We start from the raw sequence: 14,659 nt of genomic DNA on the forward strand, positions 1-14,659 counted from the left end.
TTGCCTAAACGGCCCGGTCTCCGGGCCGCTTTTCGTTAATAACGCCTGCAGATAGCGCTATGGCGAAGTCTGGCTGTCTATCATGCAAACCCTTTCCCTACTCGGAGACAAAACATGCCGAATCGGTCTGGTGTCAATATCCGACCGCGCCGCCAACGGCGTATATCAGGATCTGGGCATTCCCGCACTTGAATCATGGCTGACTGGCGCGCTTAACACGCCTTTTCGGCTTGAGACCCGCCTGGTACCTGATGAGCAGCCGCTGATTGAACAAACCCTACGTGAACTCGTCGATGAAACCGGCTGTCACCTGGTACTGACTACCGGCGGCACCGGGCCGGCCCGTCGCGATGTGACACCTGACGCTACCTTGGCCGTGGGTGATCGCGAAATGCCCGGATTTGGTGAGCAGATGCGCCAGATCAGCCTGCATTTTGTCCCAACCGCCATTCTTTCGCGACAGACGGCTGTGATCCGCAAGCAGGCGTTAATTCTGAATTTGCCGGGACAGCCGCGGGCGATTAAAGAGACATTGGAAGGGGTAAAAGATGGGCAAGGCAACGTGCTGGTTACCGGTATTTTTGCCAGTGTGCCGTATTGTATCCAGCTATTGGAAGGGCCCTATGTCGACACCGACCCCGCGGTGGTTAAGGCTTTCCGGCCGAAGAGCGCAACCTGTCCACCCTCGGGGGTGTGAAAAAAGGTTTCCACAAAGTACGTTTATCTTTACAATGCCTGATACGTTGTTTTATTCCAGGCTTATCGCGAATGAATATATCAGTCGATCCGCAGCGTCGCTTAAACCGACAGGATTATAAAACCCTCTCCTTGGCAGCGTTGGGTGGGGCGTTGGAGTTCTACGATTTTATTATCTTCATTTTTTTTGCTGCGGTGATCGGCAAGCTATTTTTCCCACCGGATTTACCTGATTGGCTACGCCAAATGCAAACGTTCGGCATTTTTGCCGCCGGTTACCTGGCAAGACCATTGGGCGGTATAATCATGGCGCACTTTGGTGACAAGGTCGGACGGAAAAAAATGTTTAGTCTGTCGATCCTGCTTATGGCGCTACCCACATTAATGATGGGGCTGCTGCCGACCTATGCCACTCTTGGCATTAGCGCTCCGCTGCTCTTATTGTTATTACGGATTCTGCAAGGGGCGGCTATCGGCGGCGAAGTCCCCGGCGCCTGGGTGTTTGTGGCGGAGCATGTGCCGTCCCGGCGCATCGGTTTTGCTTGTGGCACGCTAACTGCGGGTCTGACCGTCGGCATTCTGCTGGGTTCTTTTGTCGCGACCTTAATGAACGTTTTTTTTATGCCACACACGCTTATCAATGGTGCATGGCGAATCCCCTTTCTACTGGGGGGGCTGTTCGGGCTGGTGGCCATGTATTTACGGCGTTGGCTGCAAGAAACCCCGGTGTTTATCGAAATGCAGGCGCGACAGGCACTGGCCAAGGAATTTCCGTTGAAATCCGTGGTGCTCAATCATAAAGTTGCCGTGCTGATTTCCATGCTGCTGACCTGGTTACTCTCGGCCGGCATTGTGGTGGTGATTCTGATGGCGCCACTGTGGCTGCAACAGCAGTTGGGCATTTCACCCGCCATGGCTCTGCGCGCCAACTGTGTGGCGATTATCGCCTTGGCCATCGGTTGTGTGGTCACCGGCACCGTCATCGACCGTGTGGGCGCTGGCAAAACACTGGTGGTTGGCTGCGTGTTGCTGGGTCTGTTTAGCTGGTTGTTTTACCACACTCAAACCTATCATCCACTGCAACTGTTGCTCACCTATGGTCTGGCCGGATTAAGCGTGGGCGTCGTGGGTGGCGTTCCTTATGTTATGGTGCATGCGTTTCCCGCTGCCGTGCGTTTTAGCGGAATCTCCTTTTCTTATAATGTTGCTTATGCCATTTTTGGTGGGTTAACCCCGATCGTGGTTACCCTGCTGATGCGGGCAACGCCGATGGCCCCCGCCTGGTATGTGCTGGGGCTCTCGGTGATGGGCGTAGTACTCGGTATTTTTTTGCCTTCAGGTCTGCGAGACCGACGGGTTCACCCTCATCAGACAAAAGTCGTCGCATAAGCGATGTTTTTATCGTGTTAGCCAAATTTTGACACGATGGAAATTTAATGTCGCTTTTTGGAAACGTCAGCACATTACATCGCTAATAGTTTTTAATTCAAGTAGATAGGACGTTTTTAAACGAATCGTTTGCCTTTTATTGCGGCGTGGGGGCGAAAATTCGTTTTTTTTTTCGCGCTACCCCTTGATGCGCGGCGCGCTGGCCCCATCTTATTTGCAACCAACGTTGTTTAACCTGCGAACAAAACGGTGCCGGTGGCTTGAAAAAACAGTTGGCCGGCCACATATCAGGTTTACGACCACAACGAATATGACTTTAGTGGAGATGTTTAGATGGGTAAAATTATTGGTATCGACTTGGGTACGACCAACTCTTGTGTCGCAATTATTGAAGGCTCCAAACCACGGGTGCTGGAAAACAGTGAAGGCGATCGTACCACTCCTTCAATTATTGCCTATACCCAGGACGGTGAAATTCTGGTAGGCCAGCCAGCTAAACGTCAGTCCGTCACTAACCCGCAAAATACGTTGTTTGCGATCAAGCGCTTGATCGGCCGTCGTTTCCAGGACGAGGAAGTGCAGCGTGATACCAATATCATGCCTTATAAAATTGTCGCAGCCGACAACGGTGACGCCTGGCTGGATATCAAGGGCCAAAAAATGGCGCCTCCGCAGGTTTCTGCTGAAATTTTGAAAAAAATGAAAAAGACGGCTGAAGATTACCTGGGTGAACCGGTAACCGAAGCGGTCATTACCGTACCGGCCTATTTTAACGATGCGCAACGCCAGGCGACCAAAGATGCCGGCCGTATCGCGGGCCTGGAAGTAAAACGTATTATCAACGAACCGACCGCTGCTGCGCTGGCCTATGGCCTGGATAAAGAAACCGGCAATCGTACCATCGCGGTTTATGATTTGGGTGGCGGTACCTTCGATATCTCCATCATCGAAATCGATGATGTGGACGGTGAAAAAACCTTTGAAGTGCTGGCGACCAACGGTGACACCCATTTGGGTGGTGAAGACTTCGACAGCCGGTTGATCAACTACCTGGTCGATGAATTCAAGAAAGACCAGGGCATTGACCTGCGCAACGATCCGCTGGCCATGCAACGTTTGAAGGAATCCGCTGAAAAAGCCAAAATCGAGCTGTCTTCTGCACAACAGACCGACGTCAACCTGCCGTACATCACGGCGGATGCCTCCGGTCCAAAACACATGAATATCAAGGTTACCCGTGCCAAACTGGAATCCTTGGTCGAAGACCTGGTTAAACGGACCATGGATCCGCTGAAAATGGCGCTGAAAGACGCCGGACTGTCGGTCAATGAAATCAAGGACGTGATTCTGGTTGGCGGCCAAACCCGTATGCCGCTGGTGCAAAAAACCGTGACCGAATTCTTTGGCAAGGAGCCGCGTAAGGACGTTAACCCTGATGAAGCAGTAGCCATCGGTGCGGCTGTTCAGGGTGGCGTATTGGCCGGTGACGTGAAAGACGTATTGCTGCTGGACGTCAGCCCACTGTCTCTGGGTATTGAAACCATGGGTGGTGTCATGACATCGCTTATCAGCAAAAACACCACTATCCCGACCAAACACAGTCAGGTGTTCTCAACGGCGGAAGATAACCAAGGCGCAGTGACTATCCATGTGTTGCAGGGTGAGCGTAAACGTGCGGCGGATAATAAATCGTTGGGTCAGTTCAACCTGGACGGCATTTCGCCTGCCATGCGTGGTACCCCGCAGATCGAGGTCACCTTTGATATCGACGCCGATGGTATTTTGCACGTATCCGCTAAAGACAAAAATAGCGGACGTGAGCAGAAAATCACCATCAAGGCGTCATCTGGCCTGAATGAAGAAGAAATTCAGAAAATGGTGCGGGAAGCTGAGGTTAACGCCGAGGCGGATCGTAAGTTTGAAGAATTGGTTCAGACGCGTAACCAAGCCGATCATCAACTGCATAGCACCCGCAAGCAACTGACTGAAGCGGGTGATAAACTTCCCGCCGAGGACAAGACCGCCATTGAGACTGCGCTCAGCGGCTTGGAAACGGCGCTGAAAGGCGAAGACAAGGCTGAGATCGAAGCCAAGATGCAGGCGCTGATCGAGGTTTCCGGCAAATTGTTGGAAGTGTCACAGCAGCAGGCGGCTCAGGCCGGTGCTGCTGAGGCTGGTGCTGAAGCAACTGCTGACGAAAGCAAAAAAGACGACGATGTCGTCGATGCTGAATTTGAAGAAGTTAAAGATAAAAAATAATCGCCCTGAGCGGGCACAGCCCCGATAAAGAGTATTGCGGCTGGCAACAGGCACGGGCGTCGGGGAAACCTTACGCCCGTGCAAGCATGTTTAGGGCAGGAAAATACAATGGCGAAAGCAGACTATTATGCGGTTTTGGGCATTCCCAACGATGCGGAAGAGCGTGAAATCAAAAAGGCTTATAAACGCCTAGCGATGAAATACCACCCGGATCGTAACCCTGATGCGAGTGCCGAAGCAAAATTCAAAGAGGCGAAAGAAGCCTACGAAATTTTAAACGATCCGCAAAAACGTGCAGCTTATGACCAATACGGCCACGCGGCATTTGAGCAGGGTGGCATGGGTGGCGGTTACGGTGGCGGTGCTGCCGGTGGCGCGGATTTCACAGATATTTTTGGTGACGTATTCGGCGACATCTTTGGCGGCGGACGCCGTCAGCGTGCAAGCCGCGGTTCGGATCTGCGCTACAACATGGAGCTTACCCTTGAGGAGGCGGTTCGTGGCGTGACCAAAGAGATCCTCATTCCGGCTTTAGAAGAATGTGAGGTTTGCCATGGCAGCGGTGCCAAGGCTGGCACGTCGCCTATTACCTGTCCCACCTGTCACGGTTCGGGACAAGTGCAGATGCGCCAAGGGTTTTTCGCGGTGCAGCAAGCTTGCCCCACCTGTCAGGGGCACGGCAAAATTATTAAAGAGCCTTGCCATAAGTGCCATGGTCATGGACGGATAGAAAAGTCCAAGACGCTGTCGGTGAAGATTCCGGCCGGGGTCGATACTGGCGATCGTATCCGCCTCACTGGCGAAGGCGAAGCGGGGGAGCAGGGTGCGCAATCCGGCGATTTGTATGTTCAGGTACAAGTGCGCCAGCATCCCATCTTTGAACGTGAAGAGAACAACCTGTTCTGTGAAGTGCCGATTAACTTCGCCATGGCGGCGCTGGGGGGCGAGATTGAAGTGCCGACCCTCGATGGCCGGGTCAAATTACGAGTGCCGGCTGAAACGCAAACAGGCAAACTATTCCGTATGCGAGGAAAAGGGGTTAAGTCGGTGCGCGGTGGCAGCCAGGGCGATTTGCTCTGTCGGGTGGTAGTGGAAACCCCCGTCAAGCTCGGTGAAAAGCAAAGACAATTACTTCGTGAATTGGAAGAGAGTTTCGGTGGGGCGAGCGGTGAACAAAACAGCCCACGCTCTAAAAGCTTTCTCGATGGGGTAAAGAAATTTTTTGACGATTTGACCCGTTAATTTCAATTTCGCCGCAATGACACTGATCCTCGGTTCTCACACCGGGGATTTTTGCATTTTGCGAGCGCCTTCCAGTAATTAATCGCTCTTATGATGGCCTTATTATTTACCTACGGTTAAATTTCACGCACAATATTGTTACCATTTATTTTGGCACAAGAAGGACAGCCTTTTGACTATATTTATTCGCCGCTGGTTACAGCATGAGGCCGCAGGCGGCGTTTTATTGATCATCGCCGCGCTTATCGCCCTGGTTATGGCCAATAGCCCGGCGCAGCCCTTCTACGAAGCTTTGATCCATTTTCCGCAGGAACCGACGGCAGGACATAGCGCGTCGTTCTCGCTACTGTTGTTTATCAACGACGCGCTCATGGCGGTTTTCTTTTTGATGATCGGCCTTGAGGTGAAGCGTGAATTAATGGAAGGGGCGTTAGCCACCCGCCGTCAGGCGGCTTTCCCGGCCATTGCTGCGGTGGGAGGAATGATTGTCCCGGCGCTGATCTATTTGTTGATCAATTGGCGCGAACCCAGCTACCACGTCGGCTGGGCAATCCCGACCGCCACGGATATCGCGTTTGCGCTCGGCATATTGGCGTTGTTGGGCAGTCGGGTGCCGGCCAATTTGAAGACGTTTTTGCTCGCGTTGGCAATAATCGACGATTTGGGCGCCATTATTATCATCGCACTGTTCTACAGTCATGACCTTTCGTTTTTCGCGCTGGCGGGTGCCGCAGCGGCCATTGTAGCTCTGGTGGTGATGAATCGATGCAACGTCAGGCATCTCGGCTGGTACTTGTTGGTGGGCGCGGGGCTGTGGGGCATGGTACTGCTGTCGGGTGTCCATGCCACACTGGCTGGCGTGGTTCTTGGCGCGCTTATCCCATTGCGCTTGCCACCAAAGGGCTCAACTCTCCCCGAGAACCGGGCTGCACGGCACACCTGGCATTCTCCCGCAGTGGTGCTGGAACATAAGCTTCAGCCCTGGGTGATCTACATGATTCTACCGCTGTTTGCGTTTGCTAATGCTGGGGTTGCACTACAGGGATATTCGCTGGATGATGTGTTTTCTATCCTTCCCATGGGCATAGTTTTAGGGCTGGTGTTGGGCAAGCCATTGGGTATTCTGACTTTTTGTTTACTGTCGATCAAACTGGGATTGGCACGGTTACCAGGCGGAGTAAGCTTTAGGCAAATTAGCGCCGTCTCGCTGCTGTGCGGCATTGGTTTTACTATGTCGATTTTTCTTGCCAGTCTGGCTTTTGGCGGCGACAATCCTGGCAGTATCACTCTGGCCAAGCTGGGCATTCTTATTGGTTCGGTATTGGCAGCGGTGTCGGGATACTGGATGCTGAAAACGTCGCTACCGCGATAACCCGCTTAAACAGCACGCAACAAAAAACCGGCAAAAGCCGGTTTTTTTAACAAAGTACTTTTTGCAAAGAACCAACGAAGCGGCAGGTGTTACTGCATTGCGTTGATACGCGCGGTCAAATTTGATTTATGACGTGCTGCTTTGTTTTTGTGGATCAAACCTTTACTGGCTTGACGGTCCACGATAGGCTGCATGGCAGAAAAAGCATTCTGCGCTGCATCTTTATCACCTGCATCGATAGCGGCGTATACCTTTTTAATAAAGGTACGCATCATGGAGCGACGGCTGGCATTGTGCTGACGACGCTTCTCAGACTGTACGGCGCGTTTCTTAGCTGATTTGATATTAGCCAAGGTCAAACTCCCAAACATGTTCTATGAGACAATTCAAAGGCCGAGGAATATGCCCTTTCGGCCTTCTTTTGTCAATGGATTTGTGCAAATAAGCGCCGCTTAACTACGCAACGCTTGTTACAATGTGATGGCGCAGGATTCTACCAGTTTACGCCGCGGGAATACAGTCTTTGACGCGAAAAAAGCGAGTATCGGCCAGAAAGAAAATATTGGATAGGGTGTTTCCTGCCATGGTGGCGTGGATTTGACCCTGTGGCACGTCATAATCCGTCTAAAACCCCCCGGTTGGGCAAAATAACCATGACTTTCTCCGCTGTTACTGTCAAAGATTGGATTAGCGGGTTAACCTTATCTGCTGTACAAGGTATAATCCGCCGATTTCCACTGTCTTGAGCCTGCTGATGAAACTTATTCGCGGTTTACATAACCTGCAGGCGTGTCACTGCGGTTGCGTGCTTACTATTGGCAATTTTGATGGTTTTCATCGTGGGCACCAGGCGTTGATTACACAATTGCAAACCGAAGGCCGTAAATTTGGCCTGCCGGTAATGGTGATGATTTTTGAACCCCAGCCGCAGGAACATTTTGCGGGCCGGGACGCGCCCACGCGGCTGACTCGCCTGCGGGATAAAATTAAATACCTGGCCGAGGCCGGGGTCGACGTAGTGCTATGCGTCACCTTTGACGTACGGTTTGCCGCCATTAGCGCCGAATCTTTTGTCACAGACCTGTTGGTGAGGAAACTTGGCGTACGGTTTCTTTGCGTCGGTGATGATTTTCGTTTTGGTACACAGCGGCGGGGCGATTTTGCCTTTTTACAACAGATGGGCGCGGCGGCGGGATTTGACGTCATGAGTACCGCCACCTACGCGACCGGCGGCAAACGCATTAGCAGCACCGCAGTGCGTGAAGCGCTGGCGAGCGATCAATTGGTTGTCGCCGAGATGTTGCTGGGGCATCCTTATCGCATCTCAGGACGTGTAGAGCATGGTGATGAGCTTGGCCGCACCCTGGGTTTCCCTACGGCTAACGTCTCGCTGAAGGGCCGCCCCGCCCCGATAAACGGGGTTTACGCCGTAGAGGTGAACGGGCTTGGCCCACAACCCATCGAGGGCGTGGCGAATATCGGCACCCGTCCGACGGTCGCCGGGCTGCGCCAGCGCGTCGAAGTCCATTTGCTGGATGTGGCAATGGATATCTACGGTTGTCACATAGAAGTCGTGGTACGCGCAAAATTACGAAATGAACAACGGTTTGCCTCCCTTGATGAGTTGAAGCGGCAAATCACGAATGATGCGGTGGCAGGCCGGGAATTTTTCAGACTGGCGGCCCCCCTTTAAACTCTCTCACCGAAAACGGAACCGAGAATCGAATGAGTGATTACAAAAATACCCTGAATTTACCTGACACCGGGTTCCCTATGCGTGGCGATTTGGCCAAGCGTGAGCCTGGCATGCTGCAGCATTGGTATGAGCAGGATCTGTATGGGAAGATTCGTGACGCTAAAAAAGGCAAAAAAACCTTTATCCTGCATGATGGACCTCCGTACGCCAACGGCAGTATTCATATCGGTCACTCGGTTAACAAAATTCTCAAAGATATTATTATCAAGTCCAAAGGACTGATGGGTTATGACTCCCCTTATGTGCCGGGCTGGGATTGCCACGGTTTGCCTATCGAACTGAAGGTTGAGCAGCTGATCGGCAAGCCTGGGGAAAAAGTCTCTGCCGCGGAATTCCGCGTTGAGTGCCGTAAATATGCCGCTGAACAGGTGGCGGGTCAGAAAAAAGACTTCATTCGACTTGGTGTGCTGGGTGAGTGGGAACGTCCTTATTTGACGATGGATTTTACCACTGAGGCCAATATTATCCGCGCTCTCGGCAAAGTGATCGGCAACGGGCATATGCATAAAGGCGCCAAGCCAGTGCATTGGTGCATTGACTGTCGTTCCGCACTGGCGGAAGCGGAAGTGGAATATTACGATCGCACCTCTCCTTCCATTGACGTGGCTTTCCAGGCGGTTGACGCCGTAGCAGTAGCGGCGAAATTTGGCGTGTCCGACATTGACGGCCCGCTGTCGCTGTTGATCTGGACCACCACTCCCTGGACGTTGCCGTCTAACCGGGCCATTTCGGTTAATCCGGATTTCGAATATCAACTGATATTGGCGGACGGAAAAAACCTGATCATGGCGGCCGAACTGGCAGCCAGCGTGATGCAACGTGCTGGCATCGCCACCTGGACGGTATTGGGCAGTTGTAAAGGTACGGCATTGGAGCTGTTGCGTTTTAACCATCCGTTCATGGGTTTTGACGTCCCTGTTATCCTGGGACAGCATGTCACGCTGGAAGCCGGCACCGGTGCGGTACATACCGCGCCAGGCCACGGTCCGGACGACTATGTCATCGGCCAGCAGTATCATTTGGAAGTGGCCAACCCGGTCGGTCCCGACGGCTGTTATTTGCCCGGGACCTATCCAGGGCTAGATGGCATGCAGGTCTTCAAAGCCAACGATGTGGTGGTCGATTTGTTGCGCGAACGCGGCGCGTTACTGCACGTGGAAAAACTGCTGCACAGCTACCCTCATTGCTGGCGCCATAAGACGCCAATTATTTTTCGGGCGACGCCGCAGTGGTTTATCAGCATGGATCAGCAGGGTCTGCGTCAGCGTTCGTTGGAAGAAATCAAGGACGTGCAGTGGATACCGGGTTGGGGCCAGGCGCGGATTGAAAACATGGTGGCCAACCGCCCTGATTGGTGTATTTCACGCCAACGTACCTGGGGCGTGCCGATGTCGCTCTTTGTGCATAAAGATACCGAGGTGCTCCATCCACGGACACTGGAATTGATGGAAGAAGTGGCACTGCGGGTAGAAAAAGACGGTATCCAGGCGTGGTGGGATTTGAATCCGGCCGATATTTTGGGTGCCGATGCGGAAAATTATGTCAAGGTGCCCGACACGCTGGATGTCTGGTTCGATTCAGGATCGACACACTCCTCAGTGGTGGCGGTGCGGCCAGAGTTTGCCGGTCATGAGCCTGATATGTACCTTGAAGGTTCCGACCAGCATCGTGGCTGGTTTATGTCTTCGCTGATGATTTCCACGGCGATCAAAGGCCAGGCACCCTACCGGCAGGTATTGACTCACGGGTTTACCGTCGACGGACAGGGACGCAAGATGTCTAAGTCCATCGGTAACACCGTGAGCCCGCAGCAGGTGATGGACAAGCTAGGGGCGGATATACTGCGTTTGTGGGTAGCGTCCACCGATTACACCGGTGAAATAGCGGTATCCGACGAAATTCTTAAGCGTTCCGCCGATGCTTATCGCCGGATTCGAAATACCGCGCGCTTTTTGCTGGCCAACCTAAAAGGTTTCGACCCGGCGGTGCACAGCGTACGGCCGGAGGATATGGTGGTACTGGATCGCTGGGCGGTGGGACGAGCCCAGGCGGCGCAGGCGGAAATTGTCGCCGCGTACGACAGCTATGATCTGCATAACGTGGTGCAACGCATGATGCAGTTCTGCTCGATCGAAATGGGGTCTTTTTACCTCGATATTATTAAAGATCGGCAATACACCACCCAAGCGGATAGCCTGGCCCGCCGCAGTTGCCAAACTGCGCTTTACCACATTGTCGAAGCATTGGTTCGTTGGATGGCACCTATACTGTCGTTCACCGCAGACGAAATCTGGGGTTTCATGCCAGGAAAACGCTCGGCGTTTGTGTTTACCGAAGAGTGGTATGACGGGTTGTTCGGGCTCGATGCCGATGAAACGATGAACGATGCGTACTGGGAGCGGATGCTGAAGGTGCGCAGCGAAGTCAATAAAATACTTGAGCAGGCGCGCACGGATAAAACCATCGGCGGTTCGCTGGCGGCGCAGATCACCTTGTATGCCGACGCAACCGTGGCCCCCGACCTGGAAGCGCTTGGCTCCGAGCTCTATTTTGCGCTGTTGACGTCACGTGCGACCGTGGCGGCTTATGATATGGCGGGGGCTGATGCCCTGCAATGCGAAGGTATTAAAGGGCTGAAAATATCGCTGGCGCTGGCAGAAGGGAAAAAATGCCCACGCTGCTGGCATGTTGAGACCGACATCGGTACTGATGCCGATCATCCGGAAATTTGTGGTCGCTGTGTCACCAATGTGGCCGGCGCGGGCGAAGAGCGAAAATTTGTCTAATGAAGAGATCACTGAGCAGTACCGGCCTGCGTTGGCTTTGGCTGACGCTGGTCGTTCTGATTATCGACCTTGGCACCAAGCAATGGGTCATGCAGAATTTCGAGCTGCATGAAACCCTGCCGATCATGCCTTTCATTAATTTTTTCTATGCCCATAACTACGGAGCAGCGTTCAGCTTCCTGGCGGATAAGGGCGGTTGGCAGCGCTGGATGTTTGCGGTTATTGCGTTGGTCATTGCCGTTACGCTTATTGTTATGATGTACAGGTCAAGTTATCGCCAGCGTATGACCAATTGCGCCTATGCCCTGATTATCGGCGGCGCGTTGGGCAATCTTTCCGATCGCCTGATACATGGCATGGTTATCGACTTTATCGATTTTTATGTCGGTGATTGGCACTTTCCCACGTTTAACATGGCGGACTCCGCCATTTGTATTGGCGCGGTGTTGATTGTGCTGGAAGGATTGATCCGTCCCGCAGATAAAACGCCCCATCAAAAAGAGTAAACATGATGACTGAACAGGTAGGTTCCGATAGCGCGGTGCTGGTGCATTTTGATCTCAAACTCGACGATGGCGCCCTGGCTGAATCTACCCGGCGCGAGAACAAACCGGCGTTGTTCCGCCTGGGTGACGGTAGCCTGTCCGTGCCCTTGGAGCAGGCCTTGCTCGGCCTGCGGGTCGGTGACAAAAAAGCATTCTCACTGGCACCTGAGGCGGCATTCGGTCCAAGCAATCCCGATCTGGTCCAATTTTTTTCCCGGCGGGATTTTAGTGAAACCGGTGTACCGGAGGTGGGGACAATTATGTTGTTCACCGCCATCAGTGGGGGTGAGATGCCCGGTTTGATACGCGAGGTGGCTGACGAATCCATTACCGTGGATTTTAACCATCCGCTGGCCGGTCAGCCGGTCTATTTTGATATTGAGGTTCTGGCAATCAATCCGCAGCAGGAGAATAAAAATGCGCATCTTACTGGCTAATCCGCGTGGTTTTTGTGCTGGTGTTGATCGTGCCATCAGTATTGTGGAGCGCGCGCTGGAAATCTATGGTGCGCCGATCTATGTCCGGCACGAAGTGGTACACAATCGTTACGTGGTGGATTCCCTGCGGGCCAGCGGCGCAATTTTTATCGAGCAACTCAGCGAAGTTCCCGATGGTTCAATCCTGATTTTCTCCGCCCACGGCGTATCCCAAGCGGTGCGGGTCGAAGCAAAAAACCGCGATTTAACGGTATTCGACGCCACCTGCCCACTGGTGACCAAAGTGCACATGGAAGTGGCGCGCGCCAGCCGCAAAGGCACCGAAGCAATTCTTATCGGTCATACTGGGCATCCGGAAGTGGAAGGCACCATGGGGCAATATAGCAACCCCAAGGGCGGGATGTATTTGGTGGAATCGCCTGCGGACGTCTGGCAACTGCGAGTCAAAGACGAAAAAAACCTGTGTTTTATGACCCAGACGACACTCTCGGTGGATGATACCTCCGAGGTTATCGATGCGCTACGAGAACGTTTTCCCCGCATCGTTGGCCCGCGTAAAGACGATATTTGTTATGCCACGACCAATCGGCAGGAAGCGGTGCGTGAACTGGCGGCCGGCGCGGACGTGGTGCTGGTAGTGGGCTCGAAAAACTCATCCAATTCCAACCGGCTGGCCGAATTGGCCCAGCGCGTGGGCAAACCGGCCTATTTGATCGATGCGGCCACTGACATCCAACCAGAATGGCTGCAAAATATTGCGACCATTGGGGTAACCGCCGGCGCGTCGGCACCGGATATTTTGGTGAAAGAGGTCATCAGCCGTCTGCAGGAACTCGGTGGCAGCGCCTCGGAAGAATTGGTGGGACGCGAGGAAAATGTCGTTTTCGAAGTGCCAAAGGAACTGCGGGTCAATATCAACGTCGTGGAATAGACGTCGGTGGCGGCTTTCCTGACCAATCCTTTTTTTGATCCTATTCTGAATAAAAATTCATTTGAATGCACGTTACTGCACTGGGCTCGACAATATGCGGGTCCATTGCCCTTTCTGATGTAAACCAAGCGCTAACAGAAAATGCTTATTAGCCGGCAATTGCACTGGCGGCAAAACGGTCACCCGGTTAACCTAACGTGATTATCGTCGGACTAATCAATCAGAGAGTATATATGAGCAAAACACCAATTCGCATCGCCATCGCTGGTGCGGGAGGCCGTATGGGCCGCCAGTTAATCCAGGCAGTCCAACAGTCGGATCACGCGAGGTTGGGTGCTGCCCTGGAACGTTCAGGTTCAAGCCTAGTGGGCACCGACGCAGGTGAGTTGGCCGGTATGGCGCCGCTGGGCATTACCCTTGGCGACAACCTGGCGTCGATTAAAGATGATTTTGATATTTTCATTGATTTCACCCGTCCCGAGGGCACCTTGGCCCATTTGGATTACTGTGTGCAACACGGCAAAGGCATGATTATCGGTACTACCGGTTTTGATGCTCAGCAAAAAGCCCAAATTCAGCGCGCAGCAGAACACATCAGCATTGTCTTCTCCGCTAATTTCAGCGTTGGCGTCAATGTGATGCTTAAACTTCTGGAAAAGACGGCCCAGGTCATGGGTGATTATTGCGACATTGAAATTATCGAAGCCCACCACCGGCATAAAGTTGATGCGCCGTCGGGCACGGCGCTGGCCATGGGCGACGTTATCGCTGCGACCTTGGGACGCCAGCTAACGGATTGCGCGGTATATAGCCGTGAAGGTCATACCGGCGAGCGTCAGCCTCATACGATTGGTTTCGCCAGCGTGCGTGCCGGTGATATTGTCGGTGAACATACCGCCATGTTTGCTGATGTGGGCGAGCGAATCGAGATTACCCATAAGGCTTCCAGTCGCATGACTTTTGCAAATGGTGCCATTAAGGCGGCAATTTGGTTGAAAGATAAAAAACCAGGGCTTTATGAGATGAAAGATGTGCTTGGACTGGATGGTTTGTAACACATGTAACCATGGTGATGTGATTTTTTTAAACTTAATGTAATGATTAATGGGTGATTATTTGTTATCGCCCACTTTTTTATATGAAAATAGGGATTTAATTAAAAAAAATATCATAAACAGCTATTTATCTTTCTTTCACACACATTGTGTCACCATGGAATGCAGATGACACCATTAAATCTCTTTTT

The 14,659-nt window shown here is 52.7% G+C and carries 12 protein-coding genes; 11 read left to right on the forward strand and 1 reads right to left on the reverse strand.

Features of this window, described 5'->3' with window-relative positions:
* The first annotated feature begins 82 nt into the window (after positions 1-82).
* The 5 genes from mog (at position 83) to nhaA (ending at position 6,958) form a co-directional block, all read left to right on the forward strand.
* Positions 83-697 (forward strand): molybdopterin adenylyltransferase, encoded by a 615-nt coding sequence (gene mog / locus SJI19_RS20060; protein ID WP_323480038.1) that lies wholly within the window; start codon positions 83-85, stop codon positions 695-697.
* Positions 698-768: 71 nt separating this feature from the next.
* Entirely contained in the window at positions 769-2,085 is a 1,317-nt protein-coding gene (locus SJI19_RS20065; RefSeq protein ID WP_323480039.1) for an MFS transporter, read from the forward strand.
* A 333-nt stretch (positions 2,086-2,418) separates the two neighbouring features.
* Complete coding sequence (dnaK, locus tag SJI19_RS20070; protein ID WP_323480040.1) at positions 2,419-4,344, forward strand: molecular chaperone DnaK; 1,926 nt, start codon at positions 2,419-2,421, stop codon at positions 4,342-4,344.
* A gap of 108 nt (positions 4,345-4,452) precedes the next feature.
* Positions 4,453-5,586 carry a molecular chaperone DnaJ gene (dnaJ, locus tag SJI19_RS20075; RefSeq protein WP_323480041.1) on the forward strand — a complete coding sequence of 378 codons (1,134 nt, stop codon included), beginning with the start codon at positions 4,453-4,455 and terminating at the stop codon, positions 5,584-5,586.
* Between the two features lie 172 nt (positions 5,587-5,758).
* Positions 5,759-6,958, forward strand: coding sequence for a Na+/H+ antiporter NhaA (gene nhaA, locus SJI19_RS20080; protein ID WP_323480042.1), 1,200 nt, complete (start codon positions 5,759-5,761; stop codon positions 6,956-6,958).
* An 89-nt stretch (positions 6,959-7,047) separates the two neighbouring features.
* Here nhaA and rpsT read toward each other — a convergent pair whose 3' ends face one another.
* Positions 7,048-7,311: a 30S ribosomal protein S20 gene (gene rpsT / locus SJI19_RS20085; protein ID WP_162364018.1), complete on the reverse strand. Its 264-nt coding sequence runs from the start codon at positions 7,309-7,311 to the stop codon at positions 7,048-7,050.
* A gap of 401 nt (positions 7,312-7,712) precedes the next feature.
* Between rpsT and ribF the strand changes: the two genes are divergently transcribed.
* The 6 genes from ribF to dapB all read left to right on the forward strand — a co-directional run bounded on the left by ribF (position 7,713) and on the right by dapB (position 14,468).
* Positions 7,713-8,651, forward strand: coding sequence for a bifunctional riboflavin kinase/FAD synthetase (gene ribF / locus SJI19_RS20090; protein WP_323480043.1), 939 nt, complete (start codon positions 7,713-7,715; stop codon positions 8,649-8,651).
* A gap of 32 nt (positions 8,652-8,683) precedes the next feature.
* Complete coding sequence (gene ileS / locus SJI19_RS20095) at positions 8,684-11,500, forward strand: isoleucine--tRNA ligase (protein ID WP_323480044.1); 2,817 nt, start codon at positions 8,684-8,686, stop codon at positions 11,498-11,500.
* Positions 11,500-12,006 (forward strand): signal peptidase II, encoded by a 507-nt coding sequence (gene lspA, locus SJI19_RS20100; protein WP_323480045.1) that lies wholly within the window; start codon positions 11,500-11,502, stop codon positions 12,004-12,006. The genes ileS and lspA overlap by 1 nt, the downstream gene beginning before the upstream one ends.
* 5 nt (positions 12,007-12,011) lie before the next feature.
* Entirely contained in the window at positions 12,012-12,482 is a 471-nt protein-coding gene (gene fkpB, locus SJI19_RS20105; RefSeq protein ID WP_323480072.1) for an FKBP-type peptidyl-prolyl cis-trans isomerase, read from the forward strand.
* Positions 12,463-13,413: a 4-hydroxy-3-methylbut-2-enyl diphosphate reductase gene (gene ispH, locus SJI19_RS20110; RefSeq protein ID WP_323480046.1), complete on the forward strand. Its 951-nt coding sequence runs from the start codon at positions 12,463-12,465 to the stop codon at positions 13,411-13,413. Before fkpB ends, ispH begins: the two co-directional genes overlap by 20 nt.
* A 233-nt stretch (positions 13,414-13,646) precedes the next feature.
* Positions 13,647-14,468, forward strand: coding sequence for a 4-hydroxy-tetrahydrodipicolinate reductase (gene dapB, locus SJI19_RS20115; protein ID WP_323480047.1), 822 nt, complete (start codon positions 13,647-13,649; stop codon positions 14,466-14,468).
* Positions 14,469-14,659 lie beyond the last annotated feature (191 nt).

This window comes from Acerihabitans sp. TG2 (assembly GCF_035013185.1).
In the GTDB taxonomy this organism is placed as follows: domain Bacteria; phylum Pseudomonadota; class Gammaproteobacteria; order Enterobacterales; family Enterobacteriaceae; genus Acerihabitans.